Here is a 19,248-nt window from a genome sequence, read left to right on the forward strand (position 1 = left end):
GAGCCCTCTAGCGACCGCAGGCGTACCCCTGCATGCCTCGCGGGTTCGCGCCGGCCGCGAGCACACCGGTGGCCGGGTCGCGGCTCACCGCGCAGAGACGACCGAGGCTCCACGCGTCGGAGACCCGCACCTCGTGCCCGTACGCCCGCAGCGCCGCCACCGTCGCGCCGTCGAGCCGGTCCTCCACCACCAGGACGCCGGGTTCCATGTCGCGTGGATAGAACGACTCCGGCAGCCCGACGGTATGGAACGCTGGCGCGTCGATGGCCTCCTGGAGGGTCTGGCCGCCGACGAGGTGGCGCAGCAGGAACGGCACCTGCCACTGGTCCTGCTGGTCGCCGCCGGGGGTGCCGCAGGCCAGAACCGGCTGCCCGTCGCGGTGGACCATCGTCGGGCTCAACGTGGTGCGGGGTCGCCGGCCCGGTGCGAGCGACGAGGCGAGACCTTCCTCCAGCCAGAACATCTGCAGGCGGGTGCCCAACGGGAAGCCCAGCTCCGGGATCGTCGGCGAACTCTGCAACCAGCCGCCGCTCGGGGTAGCGGAGATCATGTTGCCCCAGCGGTCGACAACGTCCACGTGGCAGGTGTCGCCCCGGGTCACCCCGTCCGACTGCACCGTCGGCTCGCCGGTCGTGGCGTCCGACCGGTCCGCGCTCCGGACGGCACCGGCCCGGACGTGCGCCGGCAGGCGGGGCTGCGCCCCGTCGGGGCGCCCCGGCCGCAACTCCCACGATGCCCGGTCGCCGATCAGGGCTGCCCGCTCTCGCGCGTACTCCCGGGAGAGCAGCGCCTTGGCCGGCACGTCCGCGCCGTCGCCGTACCACGCCTCACGGTCGGCGAAGGCGAGCTTGAGCGCCTCGACCTGGGCGTGGATGCCGAACGCGGTCGCCGGGTCGTACGCGCCGGGGTCGCCGAGGGCGTCGAGGACGGCCAGCGTCTCCAGCAGCACCGGGCCCTGCCCCCAGAAGCTTGTCTTCGCCACCGAGTAGCCGTGCCAGTCGAGGGTCACCGGTTCCTCCCAGGTCGCCGAGTAGGCGGCCATGTCATCGCCGGTGACGAGTCCGGCGTGGGGGCGCCCGCTGGAATCCTGGAACGGCAGGCGGCTGAACCTGTCGATCTCGTCAGCCACGAACCCCGTACCCCAGGCTCGCCGCGCGGCCTCGATCTGGGCCTCCCGGTCGCCGCCGGCCGCGAGCCCGGCCTGGGCCAGTCGCCGCAGGGTCCGCGCGTACGCCGGGTTGGCGAACCTCTCCCCCGCCGTCGGTGGCCGGCCGTCGCGCAGCCAGAGCTGGGCGGACGTCGGCCAGTGCTCCTCGAACAGCGACCGGACAGCCGTCACCGTGTCGACGACCCTGCCCAGAAGCGGGTGGCCGGCGTCGGCGTAGTCGATCGCCGGCTCCAACACCTCGGCGAGAGTGAGCGTGCCGTGCTCGCGCAGCAGCAGGAGCCAGGCGTCGACGGCGCCCGGTACTGCCGCCGCGAGCGGACCGGCGCCGGGGATGAGGTCCATTCCGAGGGACCGGAAGTGCGCGATGGTGGCACCTGCCGGCGCCGGACCCTGCCCGCACAGCACCTTCGGGGTCGGGTCCTGGGCGGTGGCCACGATGGCCGGCACCTCGCCGCCGGGTCCGTTGAGGTGCGGTTCCACGACGTGCAGCACGAACCCGGCGGTGACCGCCGCGTCGAAGGCGTTCCCCCCGCGTTCCAGCATTCCCATGGCGGCCTGGCTGGCGAGCCAGTGCGTCGAGGACACCATGCCGAAGGTTCCCCGCAGCGTCGGCCTGGTGGTGAACGTCATGGCAACACCTCACTCGTCTCCGCGGCCCCGGCCGGAACCGTCGCGGACCAGCGTGACAAGTACGACGAGCGCGAGCAACGCCACGACCGCGCTGAAGATCTCGGCGGCCGTCCGTAGGCCGATCGCCTGGGCCAGCAGGCCGACCGCGACCGCCGGCACGCCCAGCATGGTGAACAGGATGGCGAAGAAGGTCGACACCGTCGCACTCTGGTGCTCGTGCGGGGCCTTCACCGTGATGGTGGCGATGCCGTCGCCCACCGCCACCCCGGAGGCCACCCCGTTGACCGCCGCGCCGAGGAACAGCGGAAGCAGCAGCACCATAGACATGCTGAGCCCGATGAGGGCGGCCCCCACGATCAGGCCGGCGCAGGCGGCGACCAGTGCGGCGCGGGAGGGCAGCACCCGGGTCAGGAGTTGCCCGAACGCGGCGCCGGTGAACGCCACGAACACGACGAGCGCGGCCAGGGTGTGCGAGGTCTTGTGTAGCTCCATGCCGAGAAACAGTCCGCTCACCGCCGTGAGCACGCCCAGCGCCGCGAAGCCGGCGCCCGCGGTGAGCGCGGAACGGACGAATTCGCCACGGATCTCCGGCGGTACGTGCAGCCGTTGCGGCCGCAGGTTCAGCGGCGAGCGGTGCGGCACCGTCTCGGGCACTCCGATCATCAGGACGATCGCGACGATCGCCAGGATGAGCACGATGGCCCAGGGCACCCGCAGCGGATCGGGGGCGACGTCCGAGACGATCCCCGCCAACAGGGTGCCGGCGGCGAGACCACCCAGGTTCGCGAAGATCGCCACGGTGCCGGCCCGTCTCGGGTGGCGTGGGCTGATCAGCTCGGTCAGCGCCGCCGTCCCCGCTCCGATCACCAGCGCGGCGGACAGACCGGCGAGCACCCGACCGATCACGATCATCGCGAGGTCCACGGCGCCCAGGAAGACCGCGTCGGCGACGACCGAGAGGACGAGCGCGGCGAGGATGACCGGGCGGCGGCCGATCTGGTCGGCGAGCCGTCCGAAGAGCAGCAGGCCCACGACCACGCCGAGCGCGTACAGCGCGTAGACCACGGTCACCGTCAACGACGAGAAGCCGAACTCCATCTCGTAGATCGGGTAGAGCGGCGTCGGCACCGTGGTCCCCACCAGGGTGATCCAGAACGCGAATGCGACGCGCACCGCCCCGGAGGTGGAACTGGGCCGGGAAATCGCACCTTCGGTGTGGCTGGCGTTGGACATGGTCAGTCCCTTCGGGGCTCGGCCATCACGGCGGGACCGCCGCCCACATCCCGCACCGTGGCGACCGACCCCGCGTACAGCATGGGTGTCGACCTTGGTGGGGGTGCGGTCAAAGCCCTTAAACGCCCTCATCAGGTGGCGGATGTGCGGGCGGCCGGTCGCCGCCCGCACACGACACGCCGTCACTCCGGGTACGAGGGTCCCGGCTCGGTCCGCAACATGCGCTTGAGCATGCGGTTCGCTTCCCGCATGTCATCGGTGATCAGTCGGGTGCGCACCGTTCCCTTGCCGGTCAGCTTGCCGCCCACTTCGAAGACGGCCGTCTCGCCCGGCAGCGGCACCGCCTGACACCCGGTGTACCGCTCGGCGGGCAGCCGGCCGTCGAGCAGGTACGCGTACACCGGGTCGTCCACGCACGGCGTGTAGTACGGGAAGACACCGTGGCTGCCCTCGTTGTCGACGCTGATCATCGACGCGCCGGGCAGCTTCTTCGAGGCCGCCAGCGCGCCCTCGTACGCCGTGGCGACGTCGAGCTCGTCCTGCAACATCAGCACCTTGGGGAACGTCTTCTTGTCGAACTTGGGCATCCGGTTGCTCGTCGGCCAGTACGCGCAGGCCGGCGGGTTCTGCAGGTACGGGGCGACAAGCGGGGCGTCGCGGGTGAGGCGGCGGCTGAACGCGTTCCAGTGCCCGATGCTGTCGTTCCACTGCCCGTCCTGGCAGCGGATCACCTCGAAGACGTAGTCGATGTCGTACGTGTACTCGGCGGTGCCCTGCGCGAGCCGGCTGCGGTCACGCTGGGTCTTCAGCGCGGCCTCGGCGGTGACCCGCGCCTGCTCGATGTAGGCGCGGTCGTCGGCGGTTATCCCCGGTGCGACGAGCAGCTTCGCGGTGGCGGCGGCGAGGATCTGCTCGGGCGTCCAGCCGTTCCACTCCTCGTAGTACTGGATGACCGTGTTCACGGCCGCCGCCGCGGTCGGGTAGTTCTGGGTGTCGTAGAGGGCGCCGAGAATGAACCAGCCGAACATGAACGGGCCCATGCCGACGCGGGTGCCACCTGCCCGCTCGAACATCTCCCGGATCTTCATCGGGTCGGTGCCCCTGCCGTACAGGTCGTCGTGACGGGCCATGTACGGCATCAACTGCTCCTGGAACGCCCGGTCACGGGTGAACGGTTGCAGGTCCCACGTCTCCTGCAACGTGGGCGAGCCGGCGGCGGCCACCGAGTCGAGCACCATCCGGCCTGTACGGCTGCCGAACGTCGCCGCGTACCAGGTGCCCAGCCAGGTGCCGTACGAGTAGCCGAGGTAGTTGAGCTTCCGCTCCCCCAGCAGCACCCGGATGAAGTCCATGTCGTACGTGGTCTGCTCGGTGGTGATGTACCTCGTCAGCTCGGTGCTGCGGCAGCCGGCCACGTTGGCCTGGGTGATCTGGTCGTTCGTGACGTCGGTGTCGCGATAGGTAACCCGGCACAGCAGCGGGGTGCTCTGCCCGACGCCGCGCGGGTCGAACCCGATCACGTCGTAGTGCTCGGCGAGCGTCGGCGCGGACTGCGCCACGTACGGCGCCAGCGACAGGCCACTGCCACCGGGGCCACCCGGGTTGACGAGCAGGATGCCCTTGCGGTCGCTGCTGGAGGCGACGGTGCGGCTGACGCGTACCTGGATCGTCTGCCCGTCGCGCGGGTTGTGCCAGTCGCGCGGGACGGTGACCGTCGCGCACGCCAGGCGCAGGTCGGCGACGTCCTCGGGGCTGACGCCGTCCAACCCGCACGGCTCCCAGGAGAGGCGCTGGTTGGTCAGTGACGCGGCCAGGGCGGCGGTGTCCGGCTCGGCCACCGTTGCCGCGGCGGCCGGCGTCACGGCCGTACCGCTGGTCAGGACGGCGGCGACAAGCGTCGCGGTGAGCAGGGCGGCCGGCCGGCGTGAGCGGCGCGACCCGGTCGTGGGATGGGGCATCGTCCCGTCCTCTCCTGGAGCGGATGCTCGAACGACCTTCACCCTGGGCCAGAAGTGTTTCGCCGCTACGGTTCCGGCGTGACGAAGACCGGCCATGGCATGATCCGGCCAATCACAGCCAGCCACGGCGGCTTGCCTGCACGCCGAGTTGGAACCGGCTCCGCGCGCCGAGCAACTCCTGTAGGCGACTGACCCGGCGGTGCACCGTACGGTTGCTGACGCCGAGGTCACGGGCGATGGCTTCGTCGGTCAGGCCGGCGGTGAGCAACGCGAGGAGCCGTTGCGTGGCGGCCGTCGGTTCGGCGTCCGGCTGGGCGGCGTCGGTGGTGGCGTGGATGGGCGCGCCGAGCCGCCAGAACACCTCGAACAACTCGGAGAGCCCATCCAGCAGGCGGGAGCGGTGCACAAGCATCGCGTCGGCGTCGTCGCCGCGAGGCAGGACGACGAGGCCACTGTCGGCGTCGGTGAGCATCATCTTCAGCGGAAGCTCCGGGAAGACCCGCGCCTGCTCCCCGGCGGCGACGGCGTCCCGCACCGCCGCAAGCATCGCCTCGTCGTGCAGCAGCTCACCCTCGTAGACGCAGCGGTAGCGCAGGCCGCGTCGCAGCGCGTCGTACTGCACCTCTTCCGGGACCCGGGCGGTGTCGCGCAGGTACGGCCCGCGCTCCAGACCCCGTACCTCGGTGCGGGCACCGGCCTGCAACTGGCGGAACAGCTCCCGTACGGCGTGCTTGCCCTCGATGACCTCGACGAACGCCGCCCCCGTTCCGTGGACGGCCGTGTAGAGCCCGGACAGCGTCTCCGCGGCGGCACGTGCCCGAGCGGCCTCCATCTCCCGCTGCGCGGCCCAACTCTCCAGGGCGCTGCGCGGCGGCCGGACGTGCAGCACGCCGGCGGCGTCGCGGTGCACCGCACCGATGCTCACCAGCCCCGCGAGGGCCGGGCCGGCCTGCGGGGCCACCGTGGACAGGAACTCCCGCTGCGCCACGGGCGCGACCCGCAACAGGTCCTGATACACGCCGACGGCGCCCGACGGGAGCGGAAGCGACCCGACGTCCGGCGAGAGCGACCCGACGTCCGTGGCGTTCGACGGGAGCGGGAGCGACCCGACGTCCGGGGCAGAGGGCATGCCGGCGGGCTCGGTCCGCATGCCGGGGATCGTAGAGCGCCCCTGTTACGGCGACCCACACAGCCGGGCACCGCCCTTACGGTCAGCTGGCGGGTTCGTCCTCGGAGCGTTCGCCCTCGGAGCGTTCGCCCTCGGAGCGTTCGCCCTTGGAATCTTCGCCCTCGGGTTTCCGGTGGTACTCGGGGCGGAGCTTCGCGCTGGCGAACGCCGCCTGAACCGCCGCCGAGAGCGCCACCATGTCGTACGCGCCGTGATGGCGCCGACCGTTGACGAAGAAGGTAGGGGTTCCGGTGACCCCGCTGAGATCGGCGGAGTCGACGTCCTCGGCGATGCGGTCGACGCCCCTCCGCTCGGCCATGTGCTCGCGGAACCGGTCGAGGTCAAGGCCGAGCTGGTCGGCGTAGCCGAGCACGTCGGGGGCGTCCAGCGCGCCCTGGTGTGTGAGAAGCAGATCGTGCATCTCCCAGAACGCGCCCTGCTCGCCCGCCGCCTCGGCCGCCTCGGCGGCGAGCTGGGCACGCGGGTGGACATCGGTCAGCGGCAGGTGCCGCCAGACGTACCGGACGTTGGCGAAGGCCTCCAGCAGGTCCCGCACCACCGGCTCGGCCTGCCCGCAGTAGGGGCACTCGAAGTCCCCGTACTCCACGACCGTCACCGGCGCATCGTCCGACCCGCGAACGTGGTCGCGCTTTGGATCGACCGGAAGCATCAGGTCGACGATCCCCTCGGTGACGCCAAGCAGCGCCCGCGCGCGCCGCGCCGGCGGCAGCCGCGCGGCGAAGCGGAACACCAACCAGGTGATGACGGACGCGCCGATAGTCGAGACGAGGATGCCGAGCTTCGCCTCGTCCAGGGCCGGGCCGCTGAGGGCATGGGTGGCGATCAGCAGGGCGACTGTGAAGCCGATGCCCGAGATGGTGCCCACCCCGGTGACCGCGACCCAGCCGACCGGTGGCCGCAGCCGGTTGCCGCTCAGCCGCGTCACCAGCCACGAGGTGACCACGATCCCGACCGGCTTGCCGACGATGTACGCCGCCACGACGCCGATCGTGACCGGCGAGGTCACCGCAGCGGCCAGAAGCTCGCCATCGATCACGATCCCGACGTTCGCCAGCGCGAAGAGCGGCACCACCAGGTAGCTCGCCAGCGGATGGTAGAGGGTCTGCAACCGCTCGTTCGGCGACAGCGTCGAGGTGAGCCGGGCCTGGGCCATGCGGGCGAGCTGCGGGGTGGGTTGTTCGCGGAAGAGACGGAACTGGTCGCTCGCCTGCTCCAACTCGGTGCGACCGGGGGCGTAGGCGTAGGTCAGCAACCCCATGACCAGGCCCACCACGACCGGGTCGACACCGGACTCCGACACCGCGACCCAGGCCGCCACTCCCAGCAGCGCGAAGACCGGCCCGAACCGCACGCCCAACGCCCGGACAAGCAGGACCACGCCGAAGATCGCCGCCGCCACGAGCAGCGCCGTCGGCGACGGATGGTGTGGGTACGCGATCGCCAGCACCGCGATCGCGACCAGGTCGTCGATGACGGAGACCGTCAACAGGAAACCCCGCAACCGGTCCGAGAAGCGCGGCCCGAAGACGGCCAGCGCGCCGAGCGCCAGCGCTGTGTCCGTGGCCATCACCGCACCCCAGCCCGCGGCGCTCGTGTGCCCCGCGGTGATCGCGAGATAGATGCCAACCGGCACCAGCATGCCGGCGATCCCGGCCAGCATCGGCAACGCCAGCCGCCGACGCTCCCGCAGCTCGCCGATGTCGAACTCCCGGCGCAGCTCCAACCCGACGACCAGGAAGAAGAACGTCATGAGGCCGCTGTTGACCCAGAACCGCAGGTCGTGTGCCACGCGCCAGTCGCCGAACTGGACGGAGAAGGAGGTGCTCCACAGCGACTCGTATGACGACGTGTGCAGGTTGGCCCACACCAGAGCCGCCAACGCGGCGATCACCACCACCCGCGCGCCGCCGGTCTCGGTGTGCAGGAAGGCGCGCAGCGGGGCGTTGAAACGGCCCTCCCAGGTGGTCCGGTCGGACCATCCCCGGCGCGGGTTGCTGCTCGTCACGGGATGATCCTCCCCGAATTGGTCGCCACCCGGCTCGGATTGGGGCGACTGTGTTGCCGCCCGTACCGCCCGGCCCGGCAATCGGGGCACGCACGCAGCGCCACCGGTTGGTAGCGTACCGGTGATCTCGCCGGCCGCCGCCGGCAGTGGTCCCCTGGGGAGGGTCGACATGTGGGCGGACGACGCTGCGCTCGACGCGGCCGGACGCCGGCTCGACGAGTGGGAGTCGTCGCTCGCCGAACGTGCACGACGGGCACAGACACTGGCGGGCACGATCCAGGGTCTGACCGGCACCGCCCGCAGCCCTGACCGGACGGTGGAGGTCACTGTCGACTCGGCTGGCCTGCTGATCGACCTGCGGCTCGACGAACGTGTCCGGGACCATCCGGCCGTGAGCACCGCCCAGCAGATCCTGGCGACCGCCCAAGCGGCCCGAGCCGACCTGCTCACACAGCTCACCGCCGTGACCACAGCCGCCCTCGGCGACGACGCGAGCGCCGTCATCGACTCATACCGCAGCCGGCTGACAGCTGACGACTGGCGAGACGATGCCCGCCGGTGACGGCATCCAGGTCGACCCGGCCGACCTGACCGCACACGCCGCACGCCTCGACCGCTGCGCCAGCGGCCTCGACACTGCCCAGCAGGCCGGCCAGCACGTCCGGTTGGGCACCGACGCCTACGGTCAACTCTGCGCGATGATGCCGATGATGCTCGACGGCCTGCAACGGACCCTCGTCGACGGCATCACCACCGCCGCCGGATCGGTGCGGGACACCGCCGGCAGGCTACGCACCGGCGCCGACCGCTACCGAGGCTCCGACGACCGGGCCAAGCAACACCTCGACGAGGTGCGGCAACGCCGGTGACGTCCAACCCGCTCGTCGCCGCCCCAGCGCACACCCCGCCCAGCGCCTGGGCGGGCGTGTGGATCTGCGAGGACATCGAACTCATCGCGCAGGGCGTCCGCACCGGCAACTGGATCGACGGCAGTCTCGGCGTGGTCAGCGCCGGCCTCGACGCCCTCGCCTTCGTCAGCGACCCCGTCGGCAACCTGCTCCAGTACGGCATCGCCTGGCTCATCGAACACGTCAAGCCGCTCAGTGAAGCCCTCGACTGGCTCGCCGGCGACCCGGCGCAGATCACCGCCCACGCCCAAACCTGGCGCAACGTCGCCGCGTCACTGCGCGACGAGGCTGCCACCCTCGCCCGCGCCGTCCGCACCGACGTCGCCACCTGGGGCGGCAGCGCCGGCCCCGCCTACCGCGCCTGGGCCGCCGAACAACAGCAGGCCATCACCGGGCTCGCACTGGGCGCCGACACCATGGCCGCGATCACCGAAGGCGCCGCCGGCCTCGTCGCCGCCGTCCGGCTCCTCGTCCGCGATGCCATCGCCACCTGCGTCTCCCGCCTCATCGTGTACGCCGCGGAACTCGTCGCCACCGGCGGCCTGGCCACACCGCTGGTCGTGGAGCAGGTCACCACGACAGTCGCGTCATGGGGGGCGCGGATCGCGCGGCTGCTGCGGGCACTGCTGGCCAGCCTGAGGCGGCTGATGCCGCAGATCCGCCGGCTCGGCGACCTCATCGACAAGCTCAAGCAGGCGCTCGGACGGCTTCGGCAGAAGGGCACCAACCCTGACGGCCTCAGCAGGGTTCGCGGCAGAGGGACTGGCCCACGAATGCCCATGAACCTGGAAGCGGTAAAGAGCATCGCCGCCAAGTACGGGATCGAAATCTCCGATCTCCACGTCACCGTCAACAACCGCGTCTCCGGCGTCTGCGGCCTGACCAAGCCCGACGGGTCAGTCATGCTGTGCCGAGAAGCCTTCCGCAGCGAAGAGGACCTGGCCCGTACGCTTGAACACGAGCGATTCCACGTCGCCGAGCTTCGCCAGGGTCATCCCTATCCGGCCAGCCGGCACGAGATCGACGCATTCGAGGACCGGGCCTACGGGCACGAAGAACAGTGGTGGAGGAACCACCCGGTCAGGCCGGAAGGAGGCCGCTGATGGCCACGTTCGATGAATGGCTCACGGCGTACGACATCGTCTACCGTGAGTTGCCGGCGACATCGAGTCTCGCCTGCCCGAACTGCGGTCACCGAACCCTACGAATCATCTTCACCGCACCGCCCGCCGCCGAGCACGGCTACGTCTCGTTCTGGTGCGACACCTGCCTGGAGGGGATCTACATCTCCCGGGCTCCCATCCCAGCCGGAGTCACCGCACGGTCAACGGACGAACCGACCGAGGAGCGCAACCGCGGCATCCCCGACTACCGCCTCGCCACCTAACGCCACCAATACTGCTCAGGATGCCGCAGCAGTTCGGGCAATCCCGCCTACGATGGTGGCCCGCTACGTTGATTTCCGGCTATGCCCGCACTGTTGAAGCAAGCCTCGACGCGGTGCCACTCGGTCAACAGATCGCCGAAGAAGGCGGCGTAAACGTGCTCGCATCCAGGAGCCGGGTGGGAACTCAACGATGGGCAGCAGAACCGCAACCGCCGGTTGTCAAGAGCGGCGGCTCCTGCGAGGTCTTCGAACCGCGAGCGTGGGGGCATCAATGAAAACGGTGGGATTCTTCCGAGAACTAGATCCTAACCCAACCGAGCTCTACAGGGAGAGTATCCACGCTCACCTGAGCTCGAAGCCGCTTTCCGACGCCACCCAGGTCGAAGGTTATCTACGCTCTGGGCATGGTCTCATCGATGTCATGGGCGCGGAAATCGACGTCCTTGGCAGCGGCCGACACCTGATCGGGGGCGCGTCGGTGCTGACAGACGGCGAATGGTTGTGGCGCGACGACCTGCGCTTCTATCTCGCCACGCACCACGTGCACCTGCCCCAGGACTTCCTGGAGACAGCGCACGGCAACGATTACCGCGTGCCAGATCTCCGAGAGGACCAGCTTCGACTGGCAGGAGAGGAAGCGATGCGAATCCTCGGGTACCAGTGAATGGAACGACCCTGACTGGTCGGCCATGCTGCGGTGCCACCAGCGCCGGAGCCAGGCAGCGAACTATTACGATGCTCCCATGAACTCAGAGGCGGTTGGCGGGTAGATGCCCCCTGTCGTGACGCTCGATGACCTGACGGCAATGATGGCCGCAGACGACAACCACCGGTACGAAATCAGCCCCGACGGAGTTCTCTCGACCAAGCCGCCGCCGGGATACAACCACGCCATCATCGCGACCCGGCTCATGGTGTGGCTCGCCCAAGGCGGCGTGCCGGCGGATCACATTGCTCAAGCTGTCGGGCTACGCATCCCGGGCCGGGACGGGGGCGTCGGCGGACGCATCCCTGATCTGATCGTGTGGAGCAAGGCTCAGGCAGACGGCGTCTGGCTGCCGGTGGCCGACGTGCTCCTTGTGGTCGAGATCGTTTCACCAGGCTCCGAGGGCATCGACACGGTCACCAAACGCAGCGAATACGCTGCCGCCGGCATCGGCCAATACTGGGTGGTCGACCAGGATTCAGCACAGACGGTGACAATGAACCGCCTGGAGGACGATCAGTACGTCGCCCGCGCGACCACGCCCCTGGCCTGGCTCCTCAACACCAGCGTGGACGAGCACGGGCTGAGCTGACGCGCCAACATCACCGGCCCTCCTGAGGGGGTCGCCATGTGGGCGGAGACGCCGCGCTCGACGCGGCGAGACTGGTCCGCGGGTGTTCATCGTGGGGAACTAATGGCTGGAATCATCGTTCTACGACCCGGGGTCGATTGGACTGCCACAGGCGGCCTGTTCGACTGGACGCTGGAGTTCGTGATCCCGCGTATCACCGACCGGGAGGCTGCCGAACGTCTGCAAGAGATCGTCGACAACAACCTCAGGTCGCTGTGGATCGAGGACCTATCTGCCCCAGCGCAGCAGGAAATCGTCGACCATTGGAGAGACGGCTTGATTGCCGCCGGCCAGCAGCAGCTACCGGACACTGACCAGAAGGCCACCGTCCTTCGTCGCCTTCAGGAGTTGGTGGAGGCGACATACACCGCAGGGTTCCCCGGACAGGTCAGTTCTTGACCCGAAGCGAGCGAGCCGACAGCGGGCGACGGGTAGGCAAATGGGCTACCCGTGCGCCTATCAACCCAGGGTGAAGCGCCCGTCCGCGTCGGAGCGGAGGCGGCCGCTGGTTACCGCTACGTGCAGGCCGTACCGGAGGAGCTTGTCGATTTTTTCGGTACGTCGCCGGTAGCCGAGCCGTTCCAGGCCGGCGCGCAGCAGCCGCTCCTCGTCCATGGCCGGTACGCCCTGGAGCACGTGCACGAGAGCGTTGGCCACCTCCTCCGGTGGCACCTCCTCGAACGCGCGCTCGTTGCTGGCCTGGGTGACCCGGTACGCGCGGTACGTCTGCGGGTCGACGCCTTCCGGCCAGGCGTACCGGCCCAGGGTCGGGTGGGTGTGGAGCCTGCGGGAGTCGACGAGCGCCAGCACTGCTGTGCGCCGGTCCTCGCGTGTGCGGAGGAACCCGAAGCGGGCGAGGGCCAGCCGGGCGAGCCGGTGCTGCTCGACGGGACCTTCGGCGTCGATGATGTCGCGGAGCGCGTCGCGCATGAGGGCGCGTACGCGCTGGTCGGTGGCGAGCAGGTCGAGGTCGGACTGGTCGCCGAGCGGCGTCGGGGTGTACGGAACGAATGGGCTGACCCTGATGGTGTCGGCGGCCGGCGCGGTGGCGAGTGCGGTGACGGGCGCGGGCACCGCAGCCGGGGGTGGTTCTTCCTCGGTCGCGAGTGGCGGCGGTGACTCGGCGGCTGGCGCCGGGTGGGGCGGCTCGGCGTCTGGTGCCTGGCGTGGTTGCGGCAACTCGACGTCCCCGTGTGGGGGTGCGGCCGTTGACGGCTCGACGGTCGCGGGGGTCTCGGCGCGGGTGACGGCCTCGTCGACCCGGTCGAGCATGGCCGACCGGTCGTGGATCCACGCCGGGAGCCAGAACCGGACCACCTCCGGCCAGCCCATGATCGACCGAAGCAGGGTGGGTGCGGAATCCCGGTCGGCCACCGTCGGCCGGGAACTCCAGTCCGGGCCGTCGAGCATGACAGCGACCTGCCACCGGGGCGAGCCCGGCTTGCGTACGGCGATGTCGACTGTGAAGTCGGAGAGGCCGTGTGACGTGCGGACCTCGTGGCCGCGCTCGCGCAGCGCCGCAGCCACCTCGTCGCGGATGCGGCTGCGCCGCTCGGCGCGGTCGGCGGTCAGGTCGCCCAGGCGGTCCGCGCCGGCGGCGGCGAGTTCGCAGTACGCCCGCAGGTGCTGTGTGCCAAGCGCGGAGGTGCGGGACAGGTCGATGTCCGAGGGATCGAACGACGAGTAGAGGACGACCTGGCGGCGGGCTCGGGTGATGGCCACGTTGAGCCGCCGCTCGCCGCCGGCTTGGCTGAGCGGGCCGAAGTTCAGCGGGAGCTGGCCGGTGTCCGGGTTGGTGGAGAAGGCGAGGGAGAACAGGACGACGTCCCGCTCGTCGCCCTGCACGTTCTCCAGGTTCTTCACGAAAATCGGCTCCGGGACGGCCCCGGAGAGCTGCTCGCGGATGACCGGGTCGGTGCTCTCCTCCAGCAGGTTGAGGATGAGGTCACGTTGCTGGATGTTGAAGGTGACCACGCCGATCGACCGGGTGGCGGTGGCCGGGTCGTGCAGGCGACGGGTGATGTCGGCGAGGATCGCCCGCGCCTCGACCTCGTTGGTCCGTGCGCCGCCCCGGTCGTACTGGCCGTCGACGCGCTGCCAGCTGACGCCCGCGGTGCTGCTGGCGCCGGGCGACGGGAGGCTGGAGAGCTTGTTGTCGTAGTAGTAGCGGTTGGAGAAGGCGATAAGTGACTCGTCGTGGCTGCGGTAGTGCCAGGACAGCCAGCGCTGCGGCAGCCCCGATTCGACGGCCTCGCTGAGGATGCTCTCCAGGTCCTCCGGCACCGGGCCGTCGCCCTCGTCGATCTCGTCGGTGGTGTGGCTGGCCTGCATGATGCTGCTGGGCGGCATCTGCCGGGAGTCGCCGACCACCACCACGGCGCTGCCCCGACCCATCGCGCCGATCGCCTCGGCCACGCGGATCTGCGACGCCTCGTCGAAGATGAGGAGGTCGAAGCGTTGGCTGCCCGGTGCCAGGAAGTTCGCCGCCGACGCGGGGCTGACCAGCACGCACGGGGTCAGTGCGAGCACAGCGTCCGGGTACTGCTCGAACAGCTCCCGGAAGGACCGCCCACCTCGCTTGCGGCGAAGCTCGGCGGCGAAGTCGGCGAAGCGGCCCCGCCGGTCGGTGGGGCTGAAGGGCCGGCGACGGACCAGCACGGCAGGCAACTGCGTTGGCAGCGCGGACCGCAGCTCATTGGCGGCGGCCTCGAACTGGCTGATCTCGTCGTCGTGCAGTTCCGGGTCGAAGTACTGAAGCCCGTTCGTCCGTACCCGCTCGGCGAGGGACGCGGCGGCGACACCCCGGCGGTAGACCTCCTCGGCGACCCCGGCTGGCAACTCGGCGCGGAGCAACTGGTCCCGGAAGTCGGTGAGGCCGGCCGAGGCGAGCACGTCGGCATGGCCCAGGACGGTGGCCCATCGGCGCAGCGGAAACAGCTCCTCGGCCCGCAGTTCGTGCAGCCACACCGCGCCGTCGCGCTGCCAGGCGTCGACCCAGTGCGTGCCGGCCGCCCACAGGGTCAGCTCCGGCCCGGCCGAGCGCAGCACCCCACGCCAGGCCCGCCACCGGGAGGCGACCCGGTCGAGCAGGGCCGCGCCGACCTCGGTGAACCCGCTGTCGAACAGCTCCCAGGCCCGCGGGTGCCGGGCCAGGAGCGTCCGGCCGGTCCGGGTCGCCTCGACCGCCTCCGCGAGGCGTTCCTGCGCATCCGGGTCGGTGGGCTGCCACGCCGGTAGCCGCAGCCCACCAAGCGCCACCGACCGCTCGTGGAGTGCGGCGACCTGCGCCTGGGCGGCGACGAGCCGACCGACTGCCACCTCCACCTGGTCGGCGTCGAGCGTCGCACCGGCGACCAGGTGCACCGCCAGCCGGTCCACGATGGCCTGCCGACGTTTGCGTTTGCCGAACAGCCGCTTCGCCACCTCCTGCGCCTCGGCGTGCCAGGCCGTCAGCTCGGGCCGCGCGAAGACGTCCGCGCGGAAACTCGCCAGCTCACCGGCGAACCCCTGCCGGAAGGCCGCCAGGTCCGCCTGGAGCCGATTGACGCCGTCGTCCCACTGCCGGTCGGCGGCCCGCACTGTGGTCTGCCGGTCCGGCAGCATTCGGCGTACGGCGAGCCACGCCGCCGCCGTCAGTTCGCCGACGGCCTCCGGGGCGGGCAACGTCCGCAACAGATCCATCAGGTACGGGTGGGCGGCGAGGTCGGCCCGCAGGGTTTCCAACTCGGCGGCGATCTCGGTGACGGCGGCGCCGTGCAGCCCGTCGAGGGTGCGGCAGCCACTGAGCGCCCAGGGATGCGCAGCCCGCACCCGGGCCGAGCGTGCCGCCGCCGGGAACTCCCGCAGTGTCGTCTCGACCCGGGCGCGTGCGTCGGCGGGCGCGTGCAGATAGCTCACCGGGATCGGGGCGACCGGACCCTCCCCGTACGCCAAGGTCTGCTCGTAGGCCGACCAGAGCGACATCCCGACGGGGTTGGGGGTGTGCACCTGGACCGGGTACTCGGTCAGCGGGGCGAGGCGCGTGCGGTAGGCCGTCTCCACCGCCGTCCACGTGCCGTCGCCGCCCTGGTCGTGCTGGTCGAGGGCGTCGCGGAGCTGTTGGCGGATGGCGTTGAGGGACTGCTTGCGCCCGTGCAGGTCCAGCGCGAACGGGCCGAGGCCGATCTGCTTGAGCCGGCGCTTCACCACCTCCAGCGCTGCCTGCTTCTCGGCGACGAACAGCACCGACCGGCCGGACGCGACCGCGCGGGCGATCATGTTGGTGATGGTCTGCGACTTGCCGGTGCCGGGCGGGCCCTCCAGGACGAACGAGTGGCCACGCTCGGCGCGCACGATGGCCTGCATCTGTGAGCCGTCGGCGGGGATCGGCAGGTGCAGGTCCGCCTCGTCGACAAGCACCTCGGCGTCGTCCGGGCGGGCCGGGTCGTCGAACGTGGCGCCGGACGACTCGACAAGGTGCCGCACCACCGGGTTCTCCATGAACCGGGACCAGTGGTCGGTGAGGTCCCGCCACATCTGGAACGTGGAGAACTGCAACAGCCGCAGGCTTGCCGTCTCGTCGATGCGGTAGTTGAGCCGGTTGTCGACGAGGCCGGTGTTGATCGCAGCCAGGGTCTTGGCGATGTCGATGCCGTTCTCGTCGAGGACCGGTTGCTCCAACTCCGGGATCCGAACGCTGTGCTTGACCCGCAGCCACTCGACAAGGCAGTGGTTGGGGATGGCGACCTCGGTGCCGTCGATGACCATCGCGTACGGGCGGCGGCCGCTGCCGCCCTCGATACGCACCGGCAGCAGGAACAGCGGCGCGTACGCCTCAGCCCCGGTGCTCTTTGTGTGCACGAGCGTGCCGATGGTCAGGTAGAGGTAGTTGCTGCCGGTCTCCTGCTCCATCGTGCGCGCCTCGCGCTGCAGCGTGCGCATCACCGTCTTGTAGCGCGCTTCGGTGACCCCGCCGTACACCCGCCGGTCGGTGCGCAGCTCCTTGGTCAGGATCTCCGCGTCGAGTTCCTGCGCCCGGCGCGCCCCGGCCAACTCCTGGACCCGGCTGATGTCGTCCTGGGGAATGATCTGCACCTGTTTGCCGTCGTGGATCAGGTCGTCCAGCAGCGGCAACGCGCCCGCCGGCACGTGCAGGTCCAGGCCACGACCCCGCTTGGGCAGGTTGAGTAGCGGGTTGCGCAGACTCAGGTCGAGCAGTGACTTCTTCCACTGCTGGATGCGGGCCGGCGAGCCGTCGGACTGCTGCGCCACCTCGTCGCCGTCGTCGGCGAGCTGCCGCAGCTTCGCCGCCGCGACGCCAGGTGGAAGGTCGAGGGACGCGCTGATCTTCGGTGTCGCCTCGGCGGCCGCCGGGGCGGGCGTCGCCAGTTCGTCGGCCGACGGCAACGGCCGGATCCCCGAACGGTGCGCCAGGTGTACGTCGACGACGCCGTGCAGGAGGTGGCTCTCGACCCGGAAGTGGCCCAACCCGGCCCGTACCGCCTCGGTGAACGTCGCGGTCTGGTCGCCCGGTCCGACACGGGTCAGCTCCACCGGCACCGCCCGGCCGGAGTCGACCATCGAGATCAGCAGGTTGCTCTCGGTCACCGCAGTCGAGCCCAGCCGTTCCTCCTCCAGCAGGAAGCCGCCGAAGGCGTGGCCCTTGGTAATGAAGATGAGCGGGCGCAGCCCCGCCGCCTCCAGGCACGCGGCGTACGTGACCGACAGGTCGAGGCAGTTGCCCATCCGCCCGTCCAGCACCGCGGCGGTCGTACGGACCTTCTGCCCGCTGTTCTCGAACGATGCCGGCACGATCTGGTAGCTGATCTCCAACTGCCGCAGCGCCTCGTACACGGCGGCGGCGATCAGCGACGCCCGCTCCGCGCCGTCCTGGTAGCCCTGTAACGAGCCGGAGCCCGTCCGTGCCAGCAGGATCTGCGCGGCAGCGCGCAGGACCGCGTCCACCGCACGGGTGTTCGGCTGCACGAAGGCCGCCAGAGTGTCGTACAGGGCGGGGCTGTTGAACCACTCGTTGTGCGCCAACACCTTTGATGGAGCAACGAGCGTCAGCGCGTTGTCGGCCGCCTCGACGGTGAGGCTGTAGTCGACAGGGAACGCCTCACCAGTGCGGTAGAGCAGGCCACGGTCGGGCGTGAAGTCCCGGAAGTCGTCCCAACTCGTGCTCGCACCGGGCCGCAGAGGTGTGGTGACCGTACGGGACCACGGCTCGGTCAACGCGCCGTCCGGGCCGCGCAACTCCAGCGTCAGCGTCACGTCGGTCAACGGCACCGGGCTGCGGTTGGTGAGCGTGAGGTGCCGGACCAACGGCACGCGGTTGTGCACCAGGGCGGCGTTGATCGCCGGCTGCACGAGCAGCCCGACGGCGAGCTGGTCGTCGTCGGCGGTGAACTGCGCGAACACGCTGTCGGACATGGGCGATTCTCCAGGTGGCGAGACCAGCGACGGCCAGCCTAGCGGTCACCCGCCACGGCCGAACTGGCCCACGGGCTTCTATCGACCTCCTCCACGCGACGGTCGTTGATCAAGCTCGAAGCCTGGCACCGACGTCGATGCAGGCTCTAGGCTTCCGCCATGCTGATCATCGAAGGCGCGGGCCGGTGGACCGCACCCGCCGGGGCTGCCAACGACTGGGTCGAACACCTGAGTGTGCCGGACCTGTCGGTGGGAACGTACTGCATCCCGGCGGGCGGTCTCGACGATCAGAGCCCGCACACCGAGGACGAGATCTACGTGGTCACCGCCGGTCGCGCCCGGATCGTGACGCCCGACGGCACGGCCGACGTTGGCCCGGGGTCGGTGATCTTCGTGCCGGCTGGCGAGGAGCACCGTTTCGACGAGGTGACCGAGGACCTGGCGTTGCTTGTGGTGTTCGGCCCGGCATACGGCTCGCGCGCTGCGGGCCGGCGAGCCGAGTAGGGCGGTCGAGGTCGTCAGCAGCTCATACCCTGGCACCGGCCTCGACACTGGCTCTACTAGCGCGCCCACTCCGGCGGGGGCACCACGGCGAGCTGCGGTTCCCCGGGGATCGGCTCCAGCGCGTACACGATCCGCAGGTCGCCGTCGGCGGCCGCGTCCTCGTCGGTCATGACCCGTCCGCTGCTTCCGTCGGAGCTGACAAGCAGCCACCGGTCGGGATAGACGCTGCCGTCGTCCACAAGTGCCCGCACCCCGAAGGTACGCGCCAGGCTGATGGCGAGATCCCGCTCGTTGCGGCCGGTGGCGTCGGCGAGTTCGGTGTCGCCGGTGAGGATCCAGCCGAACTCCTCGTCCTCGTCGGGCGGGGTGAACATGGCCACCGGCCGGGGGTCGTCCACCGCCCGGTCCTCGATCCGACCGACGTACACGGCCTCGGGGGCGATGCCGTAGTCCTGTTGCAGGTGCCGGCGCAGCGCGCCGGCGGGCAACTCGGCCTCGAAGTGGATCTGGTACTGCAC

At 70.5% G+C, this 19,248-nt stretch carries 15 protein-coding genes; 8 read left to right on the top strand and 7 right to left on the bottom strand.

All coding sequences use genetic code 11. The annotated features are described in order from the left end of the window. Positions 1 to 7 precede the first annotated feature (7 nt). The 5 genes from ADK66_RS05760 to ADK66_RS05780 all read right to left on the bottom strand — a co-directional run bounded on the left by ADK66_RS05760 (position 8) and on the right by ADK66_RS05780 (position 8,183). Complete coding sequence (locus ADK66_RS05760; RefSeq protein ID WP_053652852.1) at positions 8 to 1,798, bottom strand: gamma-glutamyltransferase family protein; 1,791 nt, start codon at positions 1,796 to 1,798, stop codon at positions 8 to 10. A 9-nt stretch (positions 1,799 to 1,807) separates the two neighbouring features. Then, positions 1,808 to 3,031: an MFS transporter gene (locus ADK66_RS05765; protein WP_082377250.1), complete on the bottom strand. Its 1,224-nt coding sequence runs from the start codon at positions 3,029 to 3,031 to the stop codon at positions 1,808 to 1,810. A 182-nt stretch (positions 3,032 to 3,213) separates the two neighbouring features. Then, complete coding sequence (locus ADK66_RS05770) at positions 3,214 to 4,989, bottom strand: alpha/beta hydrolase (protein WP_053652853.1); 1,776 nt, start codon at positions 4,987 to 4,989, stop codon at positions 3,214 to 3,216. Positions 4,990 to 5,101: 112 nt separating this feature from the next. Next, on the bottom strand, positions 5,102 to 6,139 hold the full coding sequence (locus tag ADK66_RS05775; RefSeq protein ID WP_053652854.1) for a LuxR C-terminal-related transcriptional regulator: 1,038 nt from the start codon (positions 6,137 to 6,139) through the stop codon (positions 5,102 to 5,104). Between the two features lie 61 nt (positions 6,140 to 6,200). Beyond that, positions 6,201 to 8,183 carry a Na+/H+ antiporter NhaA gene (locus ADK66_RS05780; protein WP_053652855.1) on the bottom strand — a complete coding sequence of 661 codons (1,983 nt, stop codon included), beginning with the start codon at positions 8,181 to 8,183 and terminating at the stop codon, positions 6,201 to 6,203. A 169-nt stretch (positions 8,184 to 8,352) separates the two neighbouring features. Here ADK66_RS05780 and ADK66_RS05785 point away from each other — a divergent pair, with 169 nt between their 5' ends. The 7 genes from ADK66_RS05785 to ADK66_RS05815 all read left to right on the top strand — a co-directional run bounded on the left by ADK66_RS05785 (position 8,353) and on the right by ADK66_RS05815 (position 12,214). Continuing rightward, a complete protein-coding gene (locus tag ADK66_RS05785) occupies positions 8,353 to 8,745 on the top strand; it encodes a YbaB/EbfC family nucleoid-associated protein (protein ID WP_053652856.1) in 393 nt (130 codons plus the stop codon). Then, positions 8,732 to 9,052 (top strand): type VII secretion target, encoded by a 321-nt coding sequence (locus tag ADK66_RS05790; protein WP_053652857.1) that lies wholly within the window; start codon positions 8,732 to 8,734, stop codon positions 9,050 to 9,052. Before ADK66_RS05785 ends, ADK66_RS05790 begins: the two co-directional genes overlap by 14 nt. Then, positions 9,049 to 10,194, top strand: coding sequence for a WXG100 family type VII secretion target (locus ADK66_RS05795; RefSeq protein ID WP_231639917.1), 1,146 nt, complete (start codon positions 9,049 to 9,051; stop codon positions 10,192 to 10,194). Before ADK66_RS05790 ends, ADK66_RS05795 begins: the two co-directional genes overlap by 4 nt. Next, positions 10,194 to 10,478, top strand: coding sequence for a hypothetical protein (locus ADK66_RS05800; RefSeq protein ID WP_053652858.1), 285 nt, complete (start codon positions 10,194 to 10,196; stop codon positions 10,476 to 10,478). The genes ADK66_RS05795 and ADK66_RS05800 overlap by 1 nt, the downstream gene beginning before the upstream one ends. Positions 10,479 to 10,899: 421 nt before the next feature. Beyond that, a complete protein-coding gene (locus tag ADK66_RS05805) occupies positions 10,900 to 11,142 on the top strand; it encodes a hypothetical protein (protein ID WP_053652859.1) in 243 nt (80 codons plus the stop codon). Between the two features lie 118 nt (positions 11,143 to 11,260). After that, complete coding sequence (locus ADK66_RS05810) at positions 11,261 to 11,776, top strand: Uma2 family endonuclease (RefSeq protein ID WP_231639918.1); 516 nt, start codon at positions 11,261 to 11,263, stop codon at positions 11,774 to 11,776. A gap of 102 nt (positions 11,777 to 11,878) precedes the next feature. After that, positions 11,879 to 12,214 (top strand): hypothetical protein, encoded by a 336-nt coding sequence (locus tag ADK66_RS05815; protein WP_053652861.1) that lies wholly within the window; start codon positions 11,879 to 11,881, stop codon positions 12,212 to 12,214. Between the two features lie 60 nt (positions 12,215 to 12,274). Here the strand turns inward: ADK66_RS05815 and ADK66_RS05820 are convergent, their stop codons facing one another. Beyond that, complete coding sequence (locus ADK66_RS05820; RefSeq protein WP_053652862.1) at positions 12,275 to 18,226, bottom strand: DUF4011 domain-containing protein; 5,952 nt, start codon at positions 18,224 to 18,226, stop codon at positions 12,275 to 12,277. A gap of 159 nt (positions 18,227 to 18,385) precedes the next feature. On the opposite strand from ADK66_RS05820, the gene ADK66_RS05825 reads away from it, so the two are divergent. Further along, a complete protein-coding gene (locus ADK66_RS05825; protein ID WP_053652863.1) occupies positions 18,386 to 18,730 on the top strand; it encodes a cupin domain-containing protein in 345 nt (114 codons plus the stop codon). Between the two features lie 56 nt (positions 18,731 to 18,786). Here ADK66_RS05825 and ADK66_RS05830 read toward each other — a convergent pair whose 3' ends face one another. Then, positions 18,787 to 19,248, bottom strand: coding sequence for a hypothetical protein (locus tag ADK66_RS05830; RefSeq protein WP_231639919.1), 462 nt, complete (start codon positions 19,246 to 19,248; stop codon positions 18,787 to 18,789).

This window comes from Micromonospora sp. NRRL B-16802 (assembly GCF_001279555.1).
Classification (GTDB): Bacteria; Actinomycetota; Actinomycetes; order Mycobacteriales; family Micromonosporaceae; genus Micromonospora; species Micromonospora profundi.

Coding starts and splice junctions, on each gene's coding strand:
- ADK66_RS05760 (WP_053652852.1), bottom strand. CDS start 1,798: ATGACGTTCACCACCAGGCCGACGCTGCGGGGAACCTTCGGCATGGTG.
- ADK66_RS05765 (WP_082377250.1), bottom strand. CDS start 3,031: ATGTCCAACGCCAGCCACACCGAAGGTGCGATTTCCCGGCCCAGTTCC.
- ADK66_RS05770 (WP_053652853.1), bottom strand. CDS start 4,989: ATGCCCCATCCCACGACCGGGTCGCGCCGCTCACGCCGGCCGGCCGCC.
- ADK66_RS05775 (WP_053652854.1), bottom strand. CDS start 6,139: ATGCGGACCGAGCCCGCCGGCATGCCCTCTGCCCCGGACGTCGGGTCG.
- ADK66_RS05785 (WP_053652856.1), top strand. CDS start 8,353: ATGTGGGCGGACGACGCTGCGCTCGACGCGGCCGGACGCCGGCTCGAC.
- ADK66_RS05790 (WP_053652857.1), top strand. CDS start 8,732: ATGCCCGCCGGTGACGGCATCCAGGTCGACCCGGCCGACCTGACCGCA.
- ADK66_RS05800 (WP_053652858.1), top strand. CDS start 10,194: ATGGCCACGTTCGATGAATGGCTCACGGCGTACGACATCGTCTACCGT.
- ADK66_RS05805 (WP_053652859.1), top strand. CDS start 10,900: ATGGGCGCGGAAATCGACGTCCTTGGCAGCGGCCGACACCTGATCGGG.
- ADK66_RS05815 (WP_053652861.1), top strand. CDS start 11,879: ATGGCTGGAATCATCGTTCTACGACCCGGGGTCGATTGGACTGCCACA.
- ADK66_RS05820 (WP_053652862.1), bottom strand. CDS start 18,226: ATGTCCGACAGCGTGTTCGCGCAGTTCACCGCCGACGACGACCAGCTC.
- ADK66_RS05825 (WP_053652863.1), top strand. CDS start 18,386: ATGCTGATCATCGAAGGCGCGGGCCGGTGGACCGCACCCGCCGGGGCT.